The following is a 22,744-nucleotide window of genomic DNA, read 5'->3' as shown; positions in this document are numbered from 1 at the left end:
TTCTTCAAGGAGTCCGCAGATGATGCTGAGCATCCTCGGCTTTGGCATGGTCATTACGTTCATGTACTTGATCATGAGCAAACGGCTGTCGCCACTGGTTGCCCTGATCACCATCCCGATCATCTTCGCGTTGATCGGTGGCTTCGCCGCCGGCATCGACGAAATGATGCTGGAGGGCATCAAGAAGATCGCGCCGACCGGCGTGATGCTGATGTTCGCCATCCTCTACTTCGGGGTGATGATCGATGCAGGCCTGTTCGATCCGCTGGTGCGGATCATCCTGCGCTTCGTCAAGGGCGACCCGATGAAGATCGTGCTCGGCACCGCCGTGCTGGCGATGCTGATCTCGCTCGACGGTGATGGTTCGACCACCTACATGATCACCGTCTCGGCGATGTTGCCGCTGTACCAGCGGCTGGGCATGAACGCGTTGAACATGACCTGCGTGACCATTCTCGCCGGCGGCGTGATGAACCTGACGCCGTGGGGCGGCCCGACCGCGCGTGCGGCCACCGCGCTGCATGTGGACCCGGCCGATGTGTTCGTGCCGCTGATTCCCTCGATGGTGATCGCCTGCGCCGGCGTGCTGCTGCTGGCCTGGTACCTGGGCATGAAGGAACGCCGCCGCCTGGGTGTGGTGACCCTGCCCACCGGCGGCAGCTGGATGGACAACAGCGTGTCCGACGACGGCAACACGCTGCCGACCGTGGAAGATGCCGAAGACACCAAGCGCCCCCGCCTGCTGTGGGTGAACCTGGCGCTGACCGTGGCCCTGATGAGCGCGCTGATCATCGGCGTGCTGCCGATGCCGGTGCTGTTCATGATCGGCTTTGCGGTCGCGCTGGTGATCAACTACCCCAACCTGGCCGAACAGCGCCGTCGCGTGGTCAGCCATGCCGGCAGCGTGCTGTCGGTGGTGGCGCTGATCTTCGCGGCCGGCATCTTCACCGGCATCCTCAACAACACCGGCATGGTCGAAGCGATGTCGCACAGCTTCCTGGCGATCATCCCCGACAGCTGGGGCCCCTACCTGGCGGTGATCACCGCCGTGGCCTCGATGCCGTTCACCTTCTTCATGTCCAACGATGCCTTCTACTTCGGCGTGCTGCCGATCCTGTCCGAGGCTGCCGGCAACTACGGCATCACCCCGGTGGAAATGGCCCGTGCGTCGCTGGCCGGGCAACCGGTGCACCTGCTCAGCCCGCTGGTGCCCTCCACCTACCTGCTGGTGGGACTGGCCAAGGTTGAATTTGCCGATCACCAGAAGTTCACCCTGAAGTGGGCGATCGCCATTTCGATGTTGCTGATGATCGGCGGCCTGCTGTTCGGGCTCTACCCGTTCGCGGCCTGATTCCCTTACCAAGGAGCATTCTGCAATGACTCTTCGCATCGCCTACGTCACCAGCGGGATGGGCAGTGTCGGCACTGCCATCTGCCAGAGCCTGGCCCGTTCCGGTCACACCGTCGTTGCCGGCTGCGCACCGAACTCGCCACGCAAGGCCAACTGGCTGCGCGAACAGCGCGAACAGGGCTTCGACTTCGTCGCCTCCGAAGGCAACGCCACCGATTGGGCCTCGACCACCGCCGCCTTTGCCAAGGTCCGTGCCGAGGTCGGCGAGGTGGATGTGCTGGTCAACAATTCCGGTGGCAGCCGCGACCTGCTGTTCCGGCAGATGACGGTGGAGGACTGGAACGCGGTGATCGCCTCCAACCTCAACTCGCTGTTCAACCTGACCAAGCAGGTGGTTGATGGCATGGCCACGCGTGGCTGGGGCCGGGTCATCAACATCGGCTCGGTCAGCGCCCACAAGGGCCAGATCGGCCAGGTGAACTACGCCACCGCCAAAGCGGCAATGCACGGTTTCAGCCGTGCGCTGGCCGCTGAAGTCGCGTCGCGCGGGGTCACCGTCAACACGCTGTCGCCGGGCTACATCGCCAGCCAGGCGATCAGCAGCTTCCCGCCGGACGTGCTGGACCGCCTGGCCGCATCGGTGCCGGTGCGGCGCCTGGGACGGCCTGATGAAGTGGCCGGGCTGGTCGCGTGGCTGGCCTCGGACGAGGCCTCGTATGTGACCGGTGCCGATTACCCGGTCAACGGTGGCTTGTACATGGGCTGAGGCCCATCCACGCGTGGCGTGGATCTACGTTCCTCCCCCGGTAGATCCACGCCCCGCTCCTACAGCAAATCCACGCGATGCGTGAATCCTTGCCTCAGTAGATCCACGCCATGCGTGGATCCTCACCTCAGTAGATCCACGCCATGCGTGGGCGCATCAACCGATCAGAACTCCGCCGCCACCGTCATGAACACCTGGCGCGGCGCACTGGCGTGGATGGCGTAGCGCGTCCCCTTCGGGTCGGTCGGTGCGAACGAACTCAACTGACCGGCATAGCGCTTGTTGGTCAGGTTGGTCGCGTTCAACGATACCCGCACGTTGCGCAGGCCCATGCCCGGTCCGAAGTCATAGCCGGCACCGGCATCGAAGGTGGTCACGCCCGGCACCGACTGGTCGTTGGTGTAGGTGTAGTAGCGCTTGCCGGTGTACTTGGCGCGCAAGCTGGCGAAGAAGCCATCACGGTTCCAGCTGATTTCGCTCGATGCCATGCGCTGCGGGGTATCCACGGTGATCTTGCCGGCCACCGGCACGATCGCACCGCCGGAGGTGTAGTCATCCTCGTAGGTGGTCTTGTTCCAGGACAGCGCGTTGTACCACTGCAGTCCGTCGATCGGCTTGAGGATGAAGGTCAGCTCCGCACCGCGGCTCTTCACCGAACCGACGTTGATGAAGCGCGTCACGCACTCCGGACGGGTGCCCACTTCAATGCTCGAGCACGGGTTGAGCGACAGCAGGCGGTTGTCGAACTTCACGTTGTAGGCCGCGATCGAGGCCTGGTACTTCTCACCGAAGGTACGGAAGCCGGCTTCCAGGCTCTTGGACTTCTCCGGTTCCAGCCCGGCGCTGGCCGCAAACGATTCGGGCGCTACCTGCAGCGGGCCGCCGCTGCCACCGCCGACGAAGGCGGCGATGTTCTCTGCATACGAGGCAAACAGTTCGTTGTTGGCGTTGAGCTTGAAGCCCACGCCCAGCTGCGGCAGCACCGATTCCTTGGCGGTCAGGGTGCCCGAGGCGATGCTGGTTTCCACACCCGGATGCGCGGTGGCGCGCATGCGGGTATTGGGGCTCTTGATGCCCACATCCACGGTCAGGCGCTGATCCAGGAAACGCATGCGGTCCTGCACGTAGAACTGGCGCGTGCGGATGTCGAAGTCCTGGTTGAACAGCAGGCGGTCGGGGTTCTTCAGGTACAGGTCGTCCAGGAACGGGCCGCTGATGTAGTAGAAGTTGCGCGACACGTTGTGGTCGTTCTGCTCGAACCACAGCCCCGCTTCCAGCTCGTGGATGCCCACTGTCCACGACAGCGCAGCGGTCAGGCCATCGCGGTTGATGGTGTAGTTGGTGCTGCGGATGGAGATCGGCAGCATCTTGTCGGTGCCCGGGTACGACGGCTGGCCCGGCGCCCACCAGTGGCCCTGGCCACGGTTGTCATGGTGATAGGCCAGCAGCTTCAGGCGCCCCTGTTCGCCCAGGCGGATGTCCGCATCCAGCGAGTACAGATTGTCATCGCGCAGCGCGCGGCTCTGGTAGTACGCATCATCGATGCTGTTGACGCCACCGCTGAACTGGCACTTGCTGCGGTCCAGCGTGCCGGGTGCGCAGTAGGCGGCCGCAACCGCGCGATCCCAGTCCGGCGCATAGATGTTCCAGTCATAGCCCAGGCCGCGTGCCAGCATGTCCTTGGAAAGATAGGCGTAGTTGGCCTGGCTGGCGCGCGACGTAGCCACGAACGCACCGAAGCGGTTGTCGCCCACATTCCACACCGCCTTTGCGTTGAACTGGCGGGTGGTCTGGTTCTGGTACGGCGCGGCCCACATGTCCTGGTCCTGGTGCACGCCGGACACATAGGCCGAGAAACCATTGATGTCGCCGGTGTCCACGCGCAGGTAGCCGCGGCGCTGGTTGTCATCGCCAACGGTGATGCTCGCGCGGCCGCCGAACTCGGTGGACGGGTCCATCGAGAAGTACTGGATGGTGCCACCCAGGTTGCTGGTGGAGGCCACGCCCAGCGAGCCGATGCCCTGCGACAGTTCGGCGCCGGCCAGGTTTTCGGCGATCAGTGCGCGGGCGATGCTCAGGCCGTTGTAGTTGCCGTAGCTGTTGTCACCCAGCGGAATGCCATCCAGCGTGTAACCCAGGCGGCTCTTGTCGAAACCACGCAGGCTGATGGTCTGCGATTCTTCGTTGGCGCCGAAGGCATCATTGGACTGCACCGATACGCCGGGCAGGCGGTCGAGGATCTTCTGGCCGCTGGTGCCCGGCGGCAGCACCTGCTTGTCCACGGTGGTGATGCGCTGCACCTGGCGGGTCTCACCCTGGCCGATGACCGAGACGGTATCCAGCGTCTGTGCACTGAGCGCAGCGTCGGCGCTGGCACCGGTGTCGGCGGCGGAGGCGGCATGTGCGCTGGCGGCGGCGGAAAGCGCGATCGCCACGGCGATCGTCAGGTATCGGGTCTGCATGGTGGTCCGTTGCATGGTGGGTGGTCACCGCGACTCGGCACGGCGTGTCGCCACTATGCGAACGCAACATGAAACCTTGTTTACGGTTGTGGCGCAGGGTGTCGGCAGGGCTGCGCCCTGCACCCGCCGAGGCGTCAGCAACGGCAACGGCAACGGCGAAAGCGTGCAGTCCGTGGGATGGTGGGGTGGCCGCCATCTGTCGGAACCGCGTTCTGCTTTGGCAGGTGTCGACCTTGGTCGACACGGTAGATCCACGCCATGCGTGGATGTTGCTGTCAGATCCTGGCCAGGGTGCCCCGCCTCCTCCCCACCGATGGCAGACAGGCGCTGGCGGGGCCGCCAACGCCTTTACTCCGGTGCCAGCTGATCCATCCGTATCCGGTTGGCGAACAGCGAGAACGCCAGCATTCCTGCCAAGCCGTTCGCCCGGCTCATCCAGTGCGGCAGCCAGCGCGCCGGCTTCAACACTCCGGCTTCGAACAACGGCGCGAACGCGATGGCGTCGGTCAGGCTCATCTTGCCGGCGAACAGCCAGCGGCAGACCTGCAGCCGGTCTTCTGCCAGCATGTGGCGGAAGAAGGTATGCACCGACACCAGCCCGCGCAGGTAGACGGTGTCCTTGGTAAAGGCCAGCCCGCCGCTGGGCGGCACGCCACGGAACACCCGCTGCGCCGAAGCAAAGCTCTCTTCCAGGTTCTGCCCGGCGTCGCAGAAGTAGCGGAACACCTCGATGAAATCGGCGCCTTCGCGCGCCATCGCGATGGCCTCGGTGCGCAGGCTGATCCGCTTCAGACGCTCGATATCAATGCTGCCGGTGATCTGCTCGGCGAAGGTGGCCAACCCTTCCTGCGTGGCTGTCACCCGTGGCGAGGACAACGCCAGGCTCGGCAGCACCGGCTGCTCGCGGCCGTTCAGAGCGGTCAGTGAATGCACAAGCGCTTCATGGTGGAACAGCTGCGCGCGGTCGTAGGCGCTGAAGCGCGCGCTGGTGCGCAGGCGGATGCGGGTCGGCCCAGCGGCCGCCTTCGATACCAGCTCAGGGTCCAACTGCACCTGGATGATGCGCGATTCAAAGAAGCTGTCCAGGTCGTTCTGCAGCTGCAGCTGCAGGGCGATCGCCGAAACCGGCACCTGCTCCTCGGGCGCCAGCAGTTCGTGGTCAAGCTCGGCGGCGATCTGGATGAAATGCCGCGCGGCCTCGCGGGTGCTGGGCCCGTTGCCCGGCAAGGGCTGTTCGGGGGACCCGAACAGCTGCACCGAACACGCATCCACTGCCGCCGTCCCCAGGCCTTCCAGCAGCTGTGCGGCCACGTCCCAGCTCTGCGCGGACTGCTGCAGGTAATGACCCAGTGGATGGCTTGCATCGCTCTCGGCAGCCAGGGCAGCCAATGCGCGGCGTTCCCCGCTGAAATCCAGCTTTGGATACTCCACCACCGGCAGCCGCGGTTGGCCACGGGCGACGCTGTCCAGGAAAGGCGCCTGCAACGCGGCGGGCCAACTGGTCAGGCCCAGCAGGCGGATGCCTCCTACGGCCTCGACCAGGCGCGCATCGAGCGCTGCATGGTGGGCCACGTCACGGTCCAGCGTCGCGGTCGGTTCCATGGCCGGACTATAGCGCCCTGCCCGCGCGTTGGTAGGTGCCAACCTTGGTTGGCATCCGCCGGCGGCGGGCTTCGGACACCTCCGTGCCAACCAAGGTTGGCACCTGCCAGGCGCAGGCAACTACCGATTCAATGCCACCCTACCGCCGGCGCGGCTTGCCTGCCGGGCGGAACTGCTGGCCCTTGCCCTTCCTGCCGCCGCGCTCCTGCGCGGTCTCGGCCTGGCGCACGGCCAGCTTTGCGGCGGCTGCGGCCACTTCTTCCTTCAGCTTGAAGTAGTTCAGCAGCCGGCTTTCTTCAATCTCACCGGCGTCGATCGCCGCGCGTACCGCACAGCCCGGTTCCTGCTGGTGCATGCAGTCGTTGAAGCGGCACTGCGCCGCCAGCGCTTCGATATCGGCGAAACCACCTTCAGCCAGCGTCTCTTCGCCGGTCGGCTTCAGTTCGCGCATGCCGGGGGTGTCGATAAGGCACGCGCCCATCGGCAGCGGCATCAGCGCGCGGTGGGTGGTGGTATGACGGCCACGCGAGTCGTTGGCGCGCACCGTATTGGTCTTCATGCGCTGCTCGCCCAGCAGCGTGTTGGTCAACGTCGACTTGCCGGCACCGGAAGAGCCGACCAGCACCACCGTGCGGCCAGGGCCCAGCCACGGCTCCAGCACCGCGACGCTGTCGGCATCCAGGCCATTGATCGCGTGCAGGGCGATCCCCTGCATTTCCAGTTCTTCCAGCACCGCCAGCGCATCTTCGCTGTATTCGGTCTGGTCGGCCTTGGTCAGCACCACCACCGGTTCGGCGCCACCACCGCCTACCAGCAGCAGGTAGCGTTCGATGCGGCGCGGGTTGAAGTCCGCATCCAGCCCGCAGACGATGAAGACGGTATCGATGTTGGCAGCGATCACCTGCTGGTGGTAATGCTCGCCGGCCGCACCACGCTTGATCGCTGTGCGCCGTGGCAGCAGGGCGACGATGCGGATGCCGTCCAGCAGCACCCAGTCACCCACCGCCGGGCGTTCGTGGCTGGGGAAGCGCGGGCGCTGCCACTCCGGCAGCGATTCGGCCTTGATCGAAGCCTCCGGGCCATCGGCAACGACATAGTGAGTGCGATGCTGCTCGATCACCCGTGCCGGTCGGGCCTGCGGGTGGGTGGCCATCGCGGCCTGCCAGTCAGCCTGCTGCGGCGGGCCCGGCCAGGGCCAGCCGATGGTCTGCAGGGCGGTGAAATCGGGGGTCTGGGTCATCGCCGCCATTGTACCTGCGCCAGTGCCCCGGCAGCCCAACAACCGCAGGCTCTGGGGCCTTGCCATGCATTGCAGCAATTCAGCTACCATGGAACCTCCATGCCTTTTGCCGGCCCACTGCCCATGTCCACCCCCTCGCCCAAGCCCCTGGTCATCCGCGAACGCCTTTCCGAAGTGCGCTACGAAATCCGCGGAGAACTGGCACGGCGAGCCCGGGAGCTGGAGGCGCAGGGCCGCAAGCTGATCAAGCTCAACATCGGCAATCCCGGCGCGTTCGGCTTCCGTGCGCCGGAACACCTGCAGCGCGCGATCGCCGATGACATGGGCCGCACCGATCCCTATACCCACCAGCAGGGCCTGCCGGAGGCGCGTGAGGCCATCGCCGCGGCCTACGCCCGTCGCGGTGCGCCCGATGCACACCCGGACCGCGTGTTCGTCGGCAACGGCGTCAGCGAGTTGATCGACCTGTCGCTGCGCGCCCTGCTCAACCCGGGCGACGAAGTGCTGGTGCCGTCGCCGGACTACCCGCTGTGGTCGGCCTCGACCATCCTCAACGACGGCCGTCCGGTGTACTACCGCTGCGCACCGGAGAACGGCTTCCAGCCGGACCCGAGCGAGATCGAGACACTGGTGTCCTCGCGCACCCGCGCCATCGTGCTGATCAACCCGAACAACCCCAGCGGCGCCAGCTATCCGCGCGAACTGCTGGAGCGCGTGGTGGAGATCGCCCGCCGCCACAACCTGTTGCTGCTGGTGGACGAGATCTACGACCAGATCCTGTACGACGATGCGGTGTTCCAGCCGGTGGCACCGCTGGCCGGCGACCACCCGTGCCTGACCTTCAGCGGCCTGAGCAAGGTGCACCGCGCCTGCGGCTGGCGCGTGGGCTGGGCCCACCTGAGCGGCGACGACGCGCGCCTGGGTGACTTCCGCGCCGCGCTGGACCTGCTGGGTGCACTGCGCCTGTGCGCCAATGTGCCCGGCCAGTACGCCATCGATGCAGCGGTGAACGGTCCGGACACGATTTCCGGGCTGTGCGCGCCGGGTGGCCGCCTGTATGAAACCCGTCGCGCGGTGATCGAGGCCTGCGAGGCCAGCGAGCACCTGTCGCTGGTTGCCCCGGCCGGTGCCCTGTACGCATTCCCGGCGGTGATCGGCGCCGCGGCCAAGGCGTTTGACGATCACAATTTCGCGCTGGACCTGATGAACGACGAAGGTGTGCTGGTGGTGCCGGGCTCCAGCTTCAACGTGCCCTACCGCCATCATTTCCGCGTGACCCTGCTGCCGGAAGCATCGGTGATGCGCGATGTGTTCGCCCGCATCGACCGCGCACTGGCGCGCCGTGCCGAAGATGCAACCAAGGTCGTGCCGTTGAAGCCGCGCCGTTCGGTGGCCTGATCAATGGGCTTGTCGTATTTGGCACTCGGCGACTCCTACACCATCGGTGAAGCGGTCGCCGTCGAAGGTCGTTGGCCGCACCAGCTCGCCACGGCGCTGCGTGCGCAGGGCATCGACCTGGCCGATCCACACACGATCGCCACCACCGGCTGGACCACCGATGAGCTCGACGCCGGCATTGATGCAGCCGCACCGCAGGGGCCGTTCGATCTGGTCAGCCTGCTGATCGGCGTCAACAACCAGTACCGTGGACGCCCGCTGGAGGAGTACCAGGTGCAGTTCCAGGCCCTGCTGCAGCGCGCGATCGGGTTTGCCGGCGGCAATGCGCAGCGGGTGGTGGTGCTGTCGTTCCCCGATTGGGGCGTGACCCCCTACGGCACCGGCAGTGGCCGCGACCTGGCCGGTGTGGAACTGGAAACGGACGAATTCAACGCCGCCGCCGAAGTGATCAGCACCCAGCGCGGTGTCGCCTTCGTCGACATCACCGATATCAGCCGCGATCACGGCACCGACCCGACGATGATCGCCGCGGACGGCCTGCATCCTTCGGCGTCGATGTATGCGCTGTGGAGCGCGCGGGCGCTGCCGGTGGTTGCCCGGCTGCTGGGCGGGACGGACTGACACGATGGATGGCACGCCACGGAACGGCACGCCTTTGCCCTGTTCGCCGCTGGATGGCGGGCAGGCGCGCTTGATTGCCGAGGCCTTCCGGCCGATGCAGGCCTGGGGCAGCCGCCGCGATTACTACTACACGCGCGGCAAGCTCGGCAGCGACCCGTTGTATGACGGCGTGCTGCAGCAGCTTCCCGATGACGGCCAGCCGGTGCTCGACCTGGGCTGCGGGCTGGGCCTGTTCGCGCATGTCATGCGCCAGCGTGGCCGCTCCCAGGCGTATCTGGGAGTGGATGTGGACGGCAACAAGATCACGCGTGCGCAACAGGCAGGCCGTGGCCTGGTGGACGCGCGTTTTGACTGCCTGGACGTGCAGGCGCCGTTGCCCGTACAGCGCGGCCATGTGCTGCTGCTGGATGTGCTGCAGTACCTGGACGAGGCACCACAGTTGCAGTTGCTGCGCGCCGTGAGCGAACGGGTCGCCCCGGGTGCCCGCCTGCTGCTGCGCACGCCACTGGCCACCGGCGACCGGCGCGACCGCACCACGCGGGTCGCGGACCGGCTGGCCTGGCTGGTCGGCTGGATGGGCACGCGGCCGCGGCATTACCCGGACCCGCAGGTGTTGCAGGCGACGCTGGCCGAGGCGGGGCTGCGGGTCGGCGCACTGCGACCACTGCATGGGCGTACGCCGTTCAACAGCTGGTTGCTGGTGGCCGAACGGGCATTGCCGGCCAACGGCTGAGCCCCTCGTGGCGGGCGGCCGGGATGATCGTGATGGCCGGATGGGTGGACTGCACAGGGGGCGCTGCAAGTACGTCCATGTAAGCTCGGTCGCCGCATCCATGCGGCTCACGCCCCGGCGCTACCGCAAACGTGTCAGCCTGCCGGCAGCTGGGCCTTCAGGCCGCGCTCGTCCAGCACCTGCAGCACGCGTTCGATGATGGCCAGGTTGTGCCCATGCGCGGCGCCTTCATGCAGCAGTACGATCGCGCCGGGGCGCAGGTCCGGCAGCAGCCGGGCCAGCACGCCCTGCGGGGTGCAGCCGATACCGTCGTAGCCACGGGCGCTCCAGCCCACGCGTACCAGGCCCAGCTTCTTCAATACCGGGGCCACGAACGGGTTGGTCATGCCCACCACCGAGCGGTACCAGCGCACCGGTCGGCCGCTCACCGTCTGCAGGGCGTTCTGGCAACCCTCGATCTCGGCGGCCATCGTGCCGGGCCCCAGCCGCCAGAAGCGCGCCTGCGGGTGGCTGTGGCTGTGGTTGCCGAGGTCGTGACCGCGACGGAGGATCTCCGCCACCAGGGCCGGATGCGCCAACGCGCGCTCGCCCACCAGGAAAAAGGTCGCCCGCGCCTGGTGCCGGTCCAGCAGATCCAGCACCGCCGGGGTTTCCGCGCTGGGGCCGTCGTCGATGGTCAGCCAGACGCTGTCGCCCGCCTCGGGCAGCCGGTTCAGCACCGGCGCGTAGAAACGGCTGTTGGGCAGGAACACCGGCACCATGAACAACGCGTGGCTTGCCACCATCAGCGCCAGGCCCCACGGCCAGCCGGCCAGCGCCCAGACCAGGATCACCACCAGCTGCGACGCCACCAGCCAGGGCAGCCAGCGCCACGGCCGGGTCGGGATGCGATGCAATGTTCCTGCGTTGGTCATGCCCCATGATGCCATGAGGGGTAGAATTGATGATTCGAATTTACGGACCCACGACTGCCATGTCCCTCGATCCCGCCCTGCGTTCGCGCATCGAAACCATCCTCAACGACAACCGCGTCGTGCTGTTCATGAAGGGCCAGCCGTCGATGCCGCAGTGCGGTTTCTCGGCCAAGGCCGTGGGCGCCCTGCAGGACCTGGGCGTGGAGTTCGCCCACGTCAACGTGCTGGCCGACCAGGAAATCCGTGAAGGCATCAAGGTCTATGGCGACTGGCCGACCATCCCGCAGCTCTACATCGACGGCGAACTGCTGGGAGGCAGCGACATCCTGCTGCAGATGGCCGCCAGCGGTGAGCTGAGCAGCGTGCTGGGCCTGGCCGCGCCGGACCGCACGCCGCCGCGCATCACCGTCACCCCGGCAGCGGTGGAAATGCTGAAGGGCGCACTGGCCGATTCCCCCGGCGCCTCGCTGCAGCTGGGCATCGACGCCCGCTTCCAGCCGAACTTCCAGCTGGCCCCGCACGACGAAGGCGCGATCGCGGCCGAGTCCAACGGCCTGCGCGTGCAGTTCGACCTGGCCAGCGCGCGTCGTGCCGATGGCATCACCATCGACTGGGTGGATGACATCCGCGGCAAGGGCCTGGCCATCGACAACCCGAACGCGCCCAAGCCGGTGCAGGAGATCAGCGTGCGCGACGCCGACGATCTGGTGCGCGCCGGCAACGTGATGCTGGTGGACGTGCGCCCGGCCGAGGAGCGTGCCATCGCCGCAGTCGGCGTGCCGTTCAAGACCTTCGACGGCAACGGCCGCACCGAGCTGGAAGCCCTGCCCAAGGACACCGCCCTGGCCTTCCTGTGCCACCACGGTGGCCGCAGCGCGCAGGCTGCCGAGCAGTTCCGTGCGCTGGGCTTTGCCAAGGTGTTCAACGTCACCGGCGGCATCGACGCCTGGTCGAACGAGGTGGACAACGGCGTGCCGAAGTACTGATCGGCTGCGGTTGAAACCTACGAAAAACGCCGGCGAACGCCGGCGTTTTTTTTGCATCCACGCATGGCGTGGATCTACCCCGCAAACCCGCCTTCGGACAGGTAATCCAGCTCTTCCGGCGATGGGATGCGGCCGAGCACGGCATTGCGGTGCGGGAAGCGGCCGAAGCGGCGGATGATGTCGCGGTGCAGCTCGGCGTACTGCAGGTATTCCTTGTCACCCAGCACGTCGAACATCGCCACCGAGCGGTCCTGGTCCAGCGGATCTTCGGAGTGCTCGAACGGCAGGTAGATGAAGGCGCGCAGCTTGGGCACCAGCTGCAGGTCCAGGCCTTCTTCGATGGCACGCATGGCGTAGTGCCGGGCCAGGCCATCGGTGGCGTAGGAATGGGCGGTACCACGGAAGCAGTTGCGCGGGAACTGGTCCAGCAGCAGCATCAGCGCCAGCGCGCCCTCGGCGCTGCCCAGCCAGTGCTCGCGCGCGCGCGATGCGGCGGCATGGTGCTCGTCGGCGAACAACGCACGGAACCGCGCATCGAACGCGTCATCGCGGGCGAACCACTTTTCAGGGCCCGCCTCTTTCCAGAATTCCACCACTTGCGCGGCAACGTCCATCACCTACTCCCCAGGGCCGGCGCTCTGCGCCAGGCCATCATCATCATTCGTCGAAGCGCAGGTGGCGGACCGACTTGCCGTTGCGCCGGATAAGCTTAAGCGCCTCGATACCGATCTGGATATGGTTTTCCACGAACTGCGAGCTGACCTTGGCATCGGAGGCCTCGGTCTTGACCCCGTCGGGGATCATCGGCTGGTCTGAAACCAGCAGCAGGGCGCCACTGGGAATGTGGTTGGCAAAGCCAGCAGCGAAGATCGTGGCCGTTTCCATGTCGATGGCCATGCAGCGCATCGCCCGCAGCCGCTCCTTGAAGGCCTCGTCGTGCTCCCAGACCCGGCGGTTGGTGGTGTAGACGGTGCCGGTCCAGTAGTCGTGTCCGCGGTCGCGGATCATGGTCGATACCGCCCGCTGCAGGGCGAAAGCCGGCAATGCCGGCACTTCCGGCGGCAGATAGTCACCCGAGGTGCCCTCGCCGCGGATGGCCGCGATCGGCAGCACCAGGTCGCCCAGCTCGTTCTTGCGCTTCAGGCCCCCGCACTTGCCCAGGAACAGTACGGCCTTGGGCATCACCGCCGACAGCAGGTCCATGATGATCGCGGCGTTGGGGCTGCCCATGCCGAAGTTGATCATGGTGATGCCGTCGATGGTGGCACTGGCCATCGGTCGGTCCAGGCCGATGACCGGCGCACCGGTCAGCGCGGAGAACGTATGCAGGTAGCCCCCGAAATTGGTCAGCAGGATGTGCTCACCAAACTGGTCCAGGGGCACGCCGGTATAGCGCGGCAGCCAGTTGTCGACGATGTCCTGCTTGCTCTTCATGGGCGCTCCGCTGCGGCGTGGGGCCGCCATTGTAGTCGCGCGCCCGCCCGGCACCAGCGGCAGGCCGCAACGAAGAAGGGCGGCCCTGCGGCCGCCCTCCTGGGGTTCCCCGGGGAACCGGATGGCTTAGAAGCGCACCGACCAACGCAGGTTGGCACCATGGTCGCGGCTTTCGTCGCCGAACTGGCCGGTGTAGCCCAGTTCCAGCTGCTGGCTGGCGGTCAGCCAGGCCGACAGGCCCAGCTCGGCCACCACGGCGCTGTCGGCGATCGGCGCGCCGCTTACCGCGAACGCGTCGCCGCCACTGGCAAAGCCCAGCTTGGCCACCGGGCTGCGGTCGCCCGAGGCATGGCGGTAACCCACACCACCGCGCACGTGCAGCCAGCTGTCCTGCTGGAACGAGGCCTTCAGGCCCTTGTCGAAGCGCACGCCGGCCGTTGCCAGCGTGGTGCGGGTGTCCTCGACGTTGCCCTGCAGGGCCGCGGCACCACCGCGCTCGTTGATCGACTTCAGGTCCACCTCGACACGCGCCACCTGCAGGTACGGCTCCAGGCCCGCTTCACGGCCGCCGAAGCGGTAGGCCGCCTCGATGAAGGCCTGGCGGGTACGGCCATCGTAGCGCGCGCTCAGCGTATCGCTGTAGCCGGCAAATGCCAGCTCACGGGTGCTGTCGATGTCATGCTCGCTCCAGGCCAGGCCGCCACGCAGGCCGAAACCGCCCCAGTTGTGGCTGGCATAGGCGCCGAAGTGGGTGTTGTCGATCTTCGACTTCGCGCGACGACCGTCCTGCTGCTTGATGTCGGTGCGGCCGGTGCCGGCCAGCAGGCCGACCTGCCACCCACCAAACTGGCGGTCCACGCCCACCAGCAAGCCGTTGCTGTTGGCTTCGGTACGCGCAGTGTTGGCGTTGCCATCCAGCCTGCCGTTGCCGCCGATCGCCTGCACCCAGACGCCGGTTGCGGCGGCTTCGTCACCGCCCGGAGCAACCGCACCGACACGGCGCGACAGGGCGGCGTCACGGACGTAGCGGCTGCCTTCGACCAGCGCGACCGAGGTGGCCGCATGCAGTTCGCCACTCAGGCTGTCCAGCGCAGCACCAACCTGCTGCGGGAACAGCGTGGTCAGCGGCTTGGGCAGGCCCTGGTTGATCGCCAGGGTATCGGCCACGGTAGCGACCGCCCGCTGGTTTTCGGTGGTGGCCGAGCTGACCAGCGCGTTGCCACGGGTCACTTCGATGCGCGCGCCGCTGGCGCCGTAGGCCAGGCTGAACTGCATGAAGGGCGAGAACGCGCTGAAGTCGGTCGTGGCGAACTGCCCGTTCACCCCGCCATCGGCGCGGATGAAGTTGAACTGCTCGCCCAGGTAGTAGATGCCCGGTTCCGGCAGGGCCACCAGGGTGCCGTCGAGGGTGGCGGTGCCGGTGACATGCAGCTGGTCGCTGCGGCTGCCCGGTGCCACTTCGGCCTGGTACACGCCGGTGGCGGTCTGCACGTAGTCACCGTTGATGGTGAGGGTGCCGATGGAATTGCCCGGGGCGATGGTGCCGGCCACGGTGGTATCGCCCAGCTGGCCGACGCCCTTCAGCGTGCCCTTCTGGCCGACGAAGGTGGTGCCGCCGGTCTGCACGCCGTTGAAGGACAGCACGCCGCCATTGATGGTCAGGTTGGAACCGTCGAGCACGCCACTGACGTTGACCCGGCTGATGCCGCCGTGGGTGTTCAGTGCAGTGTTCTTCAGCGTGCCGTTCAGCAGGAAGCTGCCGCCGGCCACGTCCACCGCGCTGGCCAGTGCATTGACGCCGTCCAGCTCCAGCACGCCTTCGCGCACCACAGCGCCGTTGAAGCTGTTGTCGCCGCTCAGGCGCAGCCAGCCGGCACCGCTCTTGGTCAGCTTGCCCGGGCCACCGATATCGTTGGTCCAGTCATCCCATGCGTCGCCTTCCCAGACCTTCAGGCCACCGGCCTTCTGGTTCATCACCACGTGGGTATCCACACGCAGCGAACCGTAGCCTTCGATGGCCTTGGCCAGGTTCATCAGGCCCCAACCGTAGACGTCGTCCACGCCGGCCGCACCCAGGTCGGTGGCGGTGGTCAGCAGCACGTCGCGCACCTGCGCGTTGTCCAGGTACGGGAAGCGTTCGAACAGCAGGCCGAGTCCACCGGTAACGTGCGGTGCGGCCATGGAGGTGCCGGTCATCAGATCGTAGCTGTAGGTCGGCACGCGCTCGAGCACGTCGAGAAGGACGTTGCCCTGCGAATCCTGGAGCAGCTGTGCATCCAGCGCCGAATCGGCACCGTAGACCGTGGACAGGATGGCGGTGCCCGGGGCGGCCAGGCACCAGTTGGCGCTGTAGCCGCAACGGTTGGAAGTGACGTCCAGCGTGTACCCGGCGGCGCTGTCCTGGCGCACGTTGACCACGCTCAGCCAGTTCTGCTCGATATCAGCGAACAGGCGCGGCAGCGTGGCGTAGATGCCGGCGATCGGCGCGACTTCCGGCGTGGCTGCGTTGGCGTTGTTGTTGCCCGCGGCCCACACCTGGATCATGCCCTTGCTGCGCGAGCCCTCGGCGAAGATGTCCAGGTACTCGGCGTTGGCGGCATACAGCTGGTCCTGGGTGGCCAGATCGGTGGGCTCGTTGGTCAGCCCCCAGCTGTGGTTGACCGCGCGCACGTCCTGGGCGTTCATCTGCGCGTACATGCTCTCGAACGCACTGCCGTCCGGGCCCACGCCGCCCACGGTGACGACGCGGTAGTCGCCGCCGCCCACGTCCGTCCACATCTGGGCGCTGTTGAAGAACAGCTTGGCCGCGGTCAGGTCCGCGCCGAAGGCCACGCCATGGGTGCCGTTGCCGTCGCGGTTGGCCGCAATGGTGCCGGCCACGTGGGTGCCATGGGTCTGGAAGGCGATGCCTGCCTGGACGTAGCGCGGATCGGACTCGATGATGTCGCGGATCGCCTGCGGAACGCTGGCGTCATAGGTGACGTAATCGATCGACACGTCATCGCCGTCGCTGGCGAAGCAGGCATCGGGACCGTCGATCAGCGTGGTGTTGGTGCAGCGGCTGCCGTCGAGCAGCAGATCGGCGATACGCAGGCTGCGGTGATCCTTGCCGGCGAACTCGTCATGGTCCAGGCCCGAGCCGCTGTCGAACACGCCCAGGCGGATACCGGTGCCGGTCAGGCCGCGCGCATAGGCCGCGTCAGCATTGATGGCCTGCAGGCCCCAATCGCGATTGAATTCAGTGGTGCGCCAGCTGGCGGCATCACCGGCCTTGCCCATGATCGGTTCGGGATCGCTCTCCACTGCGGCAACGGCCAGGGTCAGCGACGGCGAAGCGGCGAAGACCGACTGCGAAGGTGCGCCGTAGGCGGCCTGCAGGCTGCGCTGGAACTGGTAGCGGGAGAGCTCTTCGGTGTTGCCCTGGGCCAATGCCGGCAGTGCGGCGGCCATCAGCAGCGAGCCAACGATGGCCGATGCGAGCGGGGAAGGCAGGAACGGGCGGCGGGAAGCGGTGGAGCGATACGACGTTGCAACAGTCATCGGGGATTACGTCCTTGATTCCATGGAATGTTTCAGGTGCTGCTCCTTCGTGGAGCACAGTGGGAACACCTTCGCGGCGAGTCAGCGCACGCTTACCCGCATGACGCTATCGGCGGGCGTCACGTGAACTTAATATATTTTTCACATGTTTGATGTCGGGAAAGTCCCCACCGCGCCCCTGCCCAAGGTCACTTGGCAAACCGCTGTCGTCCCGGCTAGCGTCGAACGATTCACGCCGTGGGCAAGGGAACCTGCATGACTTCGACGTTGTTGCGCGCCGGACTGGGACTGGCGCTGGCTTCGCTGGCCACTGCGCCTGCGGTGGGCGCTTCGCGCTTCGTTGCCGATCCGTACCCAAGTACCTACAAGGCACAGCCGGATGGTCCGCTGCTGATCGAGAACGCCACCGTGCTGACCGGCACCGGCGTGCGCCTGGACAACGCCGACGTGCTGCTGCGCGATGGCCGCATCGTCGCCGTGGGCAGTGCACTGCAGGTCGATGCCAGCGTCACCCGCATCAACGCCGACGGCAGATGGGTGACTCCCGGCCTGATCGACGTGCATTCGCACCTGGGCGTGTACCCCAGCCCCGGCGTAGGCGCGCACAGCGACGGCAACGAGATGACCGCGCCGGTCACCGCCAACGTCTGGGCCGAACATTCGGTATGGCCGCAGGACCCCGGTTTCCAGGCCGCGCTGGCCGGCGGAGTGACCAGCATGCAGGTGCTGCCCGGCTCGGCCAACCTGGTCGGTGGCCGCGGCGTGACGCTGAAGAACGTGCCCGCCACCACCTACCAGGCGATGAAGTTCCCGGGCGCGCCGTGGGGCCTGAAGATGGCCTGCGGCGAGAACCCCAAGCGCGTCTATGGTGGCGGCAAGGGCGTGGCCCCGGCCACGCGCATGGGCAACGTGGCCGGTTACCGCGCCGCCTTCATCGACGCGGCCGACTACATCGCCAAGAACAAGCCGAAGCCGGCCAAACGCAAAGGCTGGTTCGGCAGCGACAAGGGCGACAGTGCCGGTGATGCCGGCGGCAAGCGCGACCTCAAGCTGGATACCCTGGCCGGTGCGATCCAAGGCGACATCCGGGTGCACATCCACTGCTATCGCGCCGACGAAATGGCCACCATGCTCGATCTCTCGAAGGAGTTCGGATTCAAGGTAGCCGCCTTCCACCACGGCGTAGAGGCCTACAAGCTTGCCGACCGGCTGGCCGCCGAAGGCGTGTGCGGCGCGCTGTGGGCCGACTGGTGGGGCTTCAAGATGGAAGCCTTCGACGGCATTGCCGAGAACATCGCCCTGGTCGACCGGCCGAAGAACAGCTGCGCCATCGTCCATTCCGATTCCCCCGAGGGCATCCAGCGCCTGAACCAGGAAGCGGCCAAGGTGATGGCGGCGGCGCGCCGCGCGCACATGCCCGAGATCGCGCCGGAACGCGCGATCACCTGGATGACCGCCAACGCCGCCAAGGCACTGGGCATCGAAGGCCAGACCGGCACGCTGGAGGCCGGCAAGATGGCCGACGTGGTGATCTGGAACCGCAACCCCTTCAGTTCGTATGCGCTGGCCGAGCAGGTCTTCGTCGATGGTCGTCGCGTCTATGACCGCAGCGCACCGCCGGCCACACCGCGGTCGGATTTCCAACTTGGGCAGGAGCTGCGCTGATGATCGTGTTGAACAGGCGCCGCCGCGCTAGGCGGGGCGCTACCGTGGTGCTGCTGGCGCTGCTGGCCACCCCCGCATTCGCGCAGGACCTGCTGGTACGCGGCGCCACGGTGGCCACTGCCAGCGCGCGCGGCAACGTGGAAGATGCCGATATGCTGGTGCAGGGCGGCATCATCCGCGCGGTGGGCCGTGGCCTGGCTGCGCCGGCCGGCGTGCCGGTGGTCGACGCCAGGGGCCGAGTGCTGACCCCGGCACTGTTCGGTGGCATCACCGAGATCGGCATCGAGGAAGTGTCCGGTGAATCGAGCACGGTCGACAGCGCGCTGAAGATCGGCGAGCAGCCGCTGCGCCCGGAATTCGATGTCACCCTGGCCTACAACCCGGCCTCGGTGCTGATCCCGGTGGCGCGGCTGGATGGCATCGGCTTCACGGTGCTGGGCGCGGCTACCGGGGGTGGCTTCATTGCGGGCCAGGGCGGCGTGGTGCGCTTCGATGGCAGTGCCGACCCGATCGGTCCGCGCGCGCTGTTCCTGCGCCTGGGCGCTGCCGCATCGGAACTGACCGGGCAGTCGCGTGCTGCGCAATGGATGCTGCTGCAGCAGATGGTGGACGAAGCGCGCGGCCAGGTGGCGGCCGATTCGCCGCATGCGCTGCTGACCCCGGCCGGTCGCCGCACGCTGGCGCGCTATCTGTCCGGCCAGCGCCGCATCGTGGTGGAAGTGGATCGCGCCGCCGATATCCGTCAGCTGCTGCGCTGGGCCGCCCGCGAAAAAGTGAAGATCGCCATCGCCGGCGGTGCCGAAGCCTGGCAGCTTGCGCCGGAACTGGCAGCGGCCAGGGTGCCGGTGTTCGTGGATGCACTGGCGAACCTGCCGGCCAGCTTCGACCAGATCGGCGCGACCCTGGAAAACGCGGCCCGCCTGCAGCGCGCCGGTGTGCCGGTCGCCTTCGCCCAGCGCGACGACGCCTCGCACAACGCGCGGAAGATGCGCCAGTTGGCCGGCAACGCCGTGGCCAATGGCCTGCCCTGGGCCGAAGGCCTGGCCGGGCTGACCCGGGTGCCGGCCGAAGTGCTGGGTGTGGCCGACCAGATCGGCAGCATCGAGCCGGGCAAGCGTGCCGACCTCGTGCTGTGGGAAGGCGATCCGCTGGATGTGGCGCACTATGCCGAGCAGGTCTGGCTGGGTGGGCGTGCAATGCCGATGCGCTCACGGCAGACCGAGCTGCGCGACCGCTACCTGCAACGCAACGCACAGCCCTGACTGCTACGAGGAACCCCCGATGCCGAACCTGCGCTGGTATTTCGACTTCGTCTCGCCCTACTCCTACCTGCACTGGCAGAAGGTGAAGCGGCTGCCGCAGTTCGCGCAGATCCAACCGGTGCCGATCGCCTTCGGTGCGGTGCTGCACCATCTGGGCAACCTTGGCCCGGCGGAGATTCCGGCCAAGCGTCGTTTCATGTACCGCCAGCTGCTGTGGGTGGCGCAGGAGGAAGGCACGCCACTACGCTTTCCACCCGGCCATCCGTTCAATCCGCTGGCGGCCCTGCGTCTGTGCCTGGCCGCCGGTGCCGGGGCGCAGGCGGTGGACGTGCTGTTCGACTGGATCTGGCGCGATGGCCATGCCGCCGACAGCCCCGAGGCCCTGCGCGAACCCGCCACCCGGCTGGGCATCGCCGACGTACAGGCCGCCATCGCCGAACCGGCCATCAAGGAACGGCTGAAGCGCAACACCGAGGCGGCCATCGAAGCCGGCGTGTTCGGCGTACCGACCCTGGCCATCGGCCAGGAACTGTTCTGGGGCAACGATGCCCACCCGATGATGGCAGCCGTGCTGGACGACCCCGGCCTGCTGCAACGGCCGGACTGGCTGCAGGTGGTAACGCTTCCAGTGGCGGTGCAGCGCAATCGCTGAACAGGCAGTGCCGCATTTCCCTCGCGCGCCCCGGGTAAAATTGAGATAGCTTTCACATTCCGAACCTACAACCGCCCTGGAGGGGGAGCTGCGGATGCGCATCGGAATTGTTGTCGACTCTGCCTGCGACCTGCCGCAGGACTTCATCGCCGCCCACAACATCGTGCTGCTGCCGATCACCGTGCGCATCGGCGAAGCGGTGCTGGCCGATCATCGCGACGAGCAGGCCACGCTCAGCTTCCTGCACGCGCACGTGGCCGAACACGGTGCCGAGGCGGAAACCATCCCCTTCAGCGTCAACCAGATCCGCGACCTGTTCCTGCAGCAGCTGGTGATCGATTACGACCACGTGTTCTGCATGACCATCACCAAGACCCGCAGCCCGATCCACGACAACGCGATGCAGGCCAGCTTCGCCATCCTCAACGACTACAAGCCGGTGCGGCAGGCCGCAGGCTACAACTCGCCCTTCGCCCTGCGCGTGCTGGATACCCAGAACCTGTTCGCCGCACAGGCGGTAACCGCGGTGGAAGCGGTTCGCCTGCGCGACAGCGATGCCAGCGTGCAGCAGATCCGCGAGCGGCTGGAGGAACTGGCCGGCAACGTGCACGGCTACATGATCACCCGCGACCTGTATTACATGCGCGCCCGTGCCCGCCACAAGGGCGACCGCAGCGTCGGCCTGCTCAGCGCGGCGCTCGGCAGCGCACTGGACATCAAGCCGGTGCTGCATGGCTATCGCGGTGAGACCGGACCGGTGGCCAAGATCAAGGGCTTCGACAACGCCGTGCAGAAGCTGTTTTCCGTGGTCGGCCAGCGGGTGCGCGGCGGCTTGATGACACCAACCGTGTGCGTCAGCTACGGCGGTGAACTGGACGAGCTGCGTACGCTGCCCGGCTACGCACAGATGAAGGAAGTCTGCGCCAGCCACGGCGTGACCGTATACGAATCGGTGATGAGCCTGACCGGCATGGTCAACGTCGGCAAGGGCGCGGTTACCGTGGGCTTTGCCGATGGGCCGCATCGGTTCGAATGACGGCCGGCAGCGCGCGGGCATCTGCACATCGATTGCACTGCGCGTATGCCAGCCTTGCCGCACTTCAAGGAGAACACCATGCCTGCGCAGTACCACATCAGCCTGCCCGATCCGTCCAAGGCTCGCGGCAACGATCCCGATCTGTCCTTCCATTCGCAGGGCGCGGCCGGCTTTGCCGAAGAACTGCAGAATGCGCTGCGCAACGGCAGCCTGTTCGAGCGCTGGCGCGACAAGCAGCCCGACCCGGATGCGGTGGAGCCGCAATGGGGCGCGACCGACCCGGAGGCCACCGTGACCGGTGAACAGAAGGACCTGCGGATCAACCTGGTGGCCACCACCCGCATCGACAGCGACGTGTTCAAGCAGCGCCTGCGCCTGCTGGCCGGGCACCACTGGGAACTGCGCGACGTGCGTTGAGGTGCGGCTCTGGTAGACGCCAACCTTGGTTGGCGCTTCCGGCAAAGACTGCCGGCCAGCGGCCAGCACTACCCAGCACCAAGGTGTGCTGGTATCGTGCCGCCGCCAACGGTGACCGCACGGATTGCACATGGACCCCAAGCTGAAAGCGCTCATCGAGCAGACCAACCTGTCGGACCTACTGCCGTCGGCGCCTCTGGAAATGGATCTGCAGCAACCGGTGGCACCGCCGGAACCCGCAAAACCGCAGCCCGCCCGTTCCACCAACGATGCACTGCAGGTGCATTTCGGTGGTACCGACATGGTCGGCAAGCTCGCCAATGCGCCCACCAGTGGACGCATAAAGACCTTCGCCATGATCCTGCTGGGCGGGCCGACCATCGTGTTCGGCCTGCTTCTGCTGGGCATGGTCTGGACCGAGCCTGGTAAGCCAGTGGTCGCGCTGGTCTACGGCACGGTCGTGGCAGCGGTGCTGATCGGCATCTGGCCGTATCTGCTGTTCCGCAAGCGAGAAAAGGCGTCGAGCTGAGTGAACACTGTGTTCGCCGGGCCTGGCCGGAAGCTGCGACGTGGATGGAAGCGACTGGAACCGCTCTGGTAGACGCCAACCTTGGTTGGCGATTCTGCAAAAAGCTGCCAACCAAGGTTGGCAACTACCAAGCCGC

19 protein-coding genes are annotated in these 22,744 nt (G+C 66.9%); 12 read left to right on the top strand and 7 right to left on the bottom strand.

What is annotated here, in order from left to right; genetic code table 11:
• The first annotated feature begins 22 nt into the window (after window positions 1-22).
• Together ACVOLJ_RS12320 and phbB are read left to right on the top strand one after the other, a co-directional pair.
• A complete protein-coding gene (locus ACVOLJ_RS12320; RefSeq protein ID WP_475278689.1) occupies window positions 23-1,351 on the top strand; it encodes a CitMHS family transporter in 1,329 nt (442 codons plus the stop codon).
• A gap of 25 nt (window positions 1,352-1,376) precedes the next feature.
• Window positions 1,377-2,117 (top strand): acetoacetyl-CoA reductase, encoded by a 741-nt coding sequence (gene phbB, locus ACVOLJ_RS12315; protein ID WP_475278242.1) that lies wholly within the window; start codon window positions 1,377-1,379, stop codon window positions 2,115-2,117.
• Window positions 2,118-2,281: 164 nt separating this feature from the next.
• Here phbB and ACVOLJ_RS12310 read toward each other — a convergent pair whose 3' ends face one another.
• From ACVOLJ_RS12310 to rsgA, 3 genes are all read right to left on the bottom strand, one after another.
• On the bottom strand, window positions 2,282-4,579 hold the full coding sequence (locus ACVOLJ_RS12310; RefSeq protein WP_481564237.1) for a TonB-dependent receptor: 2,298 nt from the start codon (window positions 4,577-4,579) through the stop codon (window positions 2,282-2,284).
• Between the two features lie 348 nt (window positions 4,580-4,927).
• Window positions 4,928-6,181 carry a flavohemoglobin expression-modulating QEGLA motif protein gene (locus ACVOLJ_RS12305; protein ID WP_475278244.1) on the bottom strand — a complete coding sequence of 418 codons (1,254 nt, stop codon included), beginning with the start codon at window positions 6,179-6,181 and terminating at the stop codon, window positions 4,928-4,930.
• Between the two features lie 139 nt (window positions 6,182-6,320).
• Window positions 6,321-7,430, bottom strand: a complete 1,110-nt coding sequence (rsgA, locus tag ACVOLJ_RS12300; RefSeq protein WP_475278245.1) for a ribosome small subunit-dependent GTPase A — start codon at window positions 7,428-7,430, stop codon at window positions 6,321-6,323.
• Between the two features lie 114 nt (window positions 7,431-7,544).
• On the opposite strand from rsgA, the gene ACVOLJ_RS12295 reads away from it, so the two are divergent.
• From ACVOLJ_RS12295 to ACVOLJ_RS12285, 3 genes are read left to right on the top strand one after another with little or no spacing between them, the layout of a single operon-like run.
• The gene (locus ACVOLJ_RS12295; RefSeq protein ID WP_475278246.1) at window positions 7,545-8,819 is read left to right on the top strand and encodes a pyridoxal phosphate-dependent aminotransferase; all 1,275 of its coding nucleotides are present in this window, start codon (window positions 7,545-7,547) and stop codon (window positions 8,817-8,819) included.
• 3 nt (window positions 8,820-8,822) lie between these two features.
• The gene (locus tag ACVOLJ_RS12290; protein WP_481564236.1) at window positions 8,823-9,440 is read left to right on the top strand and encodes an SGNH/GDSL hydrolase family protein; all 618 of its coding nucleotides are present in this window, start codon (window positions 8,823-8,825) and stop codon (window positions 9,438-9,440) included.
• A gap of 4 nt (window positions 9,441-9,444) precedes the next feature.
• Window positions 9,445-10,173, top strand: a complete 729-nt coding sequence (locus ACVOLJ_RS12285; protein WP_481564235.1) for a class I SAM-dependent methyltransferase — start codon at window positions 9,445-9,447, stop codon at window positions 10,171-10,173.
• A gap of 134 nt (window positions 10,174-10,307) precedes the next feature.
• Here ACVOLJ_RS12285 and ACVOLJ_RS12280 read toward each other — a convergent pair whose 3' ends face one another.
• Window positions 10,308-11,087: a polysaccharide deacetylase family protein gene (locus ACVOLJ_RS12280; protein ID WP_475278249.1), complete on the bottom strand. Its 780-nt coding sequence runs from the start codon at window positions 11,085-11,087 to the stop codon at window positions 10,308-10,310.
• A 59-nt stretch (window positions 11,088-11,146) separates the two neighbouring features.
• Between ACVOLJ_RS12280 and grxD the strand changes: the two genes are divergently transcribed.
• A complete protein-coding gene (gene grxD, locus ACVOLJ_RS12275; protein WP_475278250.1) occupies window positions 11,147-12,073 on the top strand; it encodes a Grx4 family monothiol glutaredoxin in 927 nt (308 codons plus the stop codon).
• Between the two features lie 74 nt (window positions 12,074-12,147).
• Here the strand turns inward: grxD and ACVOLJ_RS12270 are convergent, their stop codons facing one another.
• The 3 genes from ACVOLJ_RS12270 to ACVOLJ_RS12260 all read right to left on the bottom strand — a co-directional run bounded on the left by ACVOLJ_RS12270 (window position 12,148) and on the right by ACVOLJ_RS12260 (window position 17,047).
• Window positions 12,148-12,687: a DUF924 family protein gene (locus ACVOLJ_RS12270; protein WP_475278251.1), complete on the bottom strand. Its 540-nt coding sequence runs from the start codon at window positions 12,685-12,687 to the stop codon at window positions 12,148-12,150.
• A gap of 43 nt (window positions 12,688-12,730) precedes the next feature.
• Entirely contained in the window at window positions 12,731-13,507 is a 777-nt protein-coding gene (locus ACVOLJ_RS12265; protein ID WP_475278252.1) for an AMP nucleosidase, read from the bottom strand.
• 126 nt (window positions 13,508-13,633) lie between these two features.
• Window positions 13,634-17,047: an autotransporter domain-containing protein gene (locus tag ACVOLJ_RS12260; RefSeq protein WP_481564234.1), complete on the bottom strand. Its 3,414-nt coding sequence runs from the start codon at window positions 17,045-17,047 to the stop codon at window positions 13,634-13,636.
• 255 nt (window positions 17,048-17,302) lie between these two features.
• Here ACVOLJ_RS12260 and ACVOLJ_RS12255 point away from each other — a divergent pair, with 255 nt between their 5' ends.
• From ACVOLJ_RS12255 to ACVOLJ_RS12230, 6 genes are all read left to right on the top strand, one after another.
• Window positions 17,303-18,712: an amidohydrolase gene (locus ACVOLJ_RS12255; RefSeq protein WP_475278254.1), complete on the top strand. Its 1,410-nt coding sequence runs from the start codon at window positions 17,303-17,305 to the stop codon at window positions 18,710-18,712.
• On the top strand, window positions 18,712-19,974 hold the full coding sequence (locus ACVOLJ_RS12250; RefSeq protein WP_481564233.1) for an amidohydrolase family protein: 1,263 nt from the start codon (window positions 18,712-18,714) through the stop codon (window positions 19,972-19,974). Before ACVOLJ_RS12255 ends, ACVOLJ_RS12250 begins: the two co-directional genes overlap by 1 nt.
• Window positions 19,975-19,993: 19 nt before the next feature.
• Window positions 19,994-20,626, top strand: coding sequence for a DsbA family protein (locus ACVOLJ_RS12245; RefSeq protein ID WP_475278256.1), 633 nt, complete (start codon window positions 19,994-19,996; stop codon window positions 20,624-20,626).
• Window positions 20,627-20,720: 94 nt separating this feature from the next.
• Entirely contained in the window at window positions 20,721-21,662 is a 942-nt protein-coding gene (locus tag ACVOLJ_RS12240; RefSeq protein WP_475278257.1) for a DegV family protein, read from the top strand.
• Between the two features lie 78 nt (window positions 21,663-21,740).
• Window positions 21,741-22,079, top strand: a complete 339-nt coding sequence (locus ACVOLJ_RS12235) for a hypothetical protein (RefSeq protein ID WP_265953340.1) — start codon at window positions 21,741-21,743, stop codon at window positions 22,077-22,079.
• A gap of 130 nt (window positions 22,080-22,209) precedes the next feature.
• The gene (locus ACVOLJ_RS12230; protein ID WP_475278258.1) at window positions 22,210-22,608 is read left to right on the top strand and encodes a hypothetical protein; all 399 of its coding nucleotides are present in this window, start codon (window positions 22,210-22,212) and stop codon (window positions 22,606-22,608) included.
• Window positions 22,609-22,744 lie beyond the last annotated feature (136 nt).

This window comes from Stenotrophomonas sp. STEN046 (assembly GCF_056759755.1).
The sequence above is the reverse complement of the archived record's forward strand: the minus strand, read 5'-3'. Positions and strand labels throughout refer to the sequence as shown.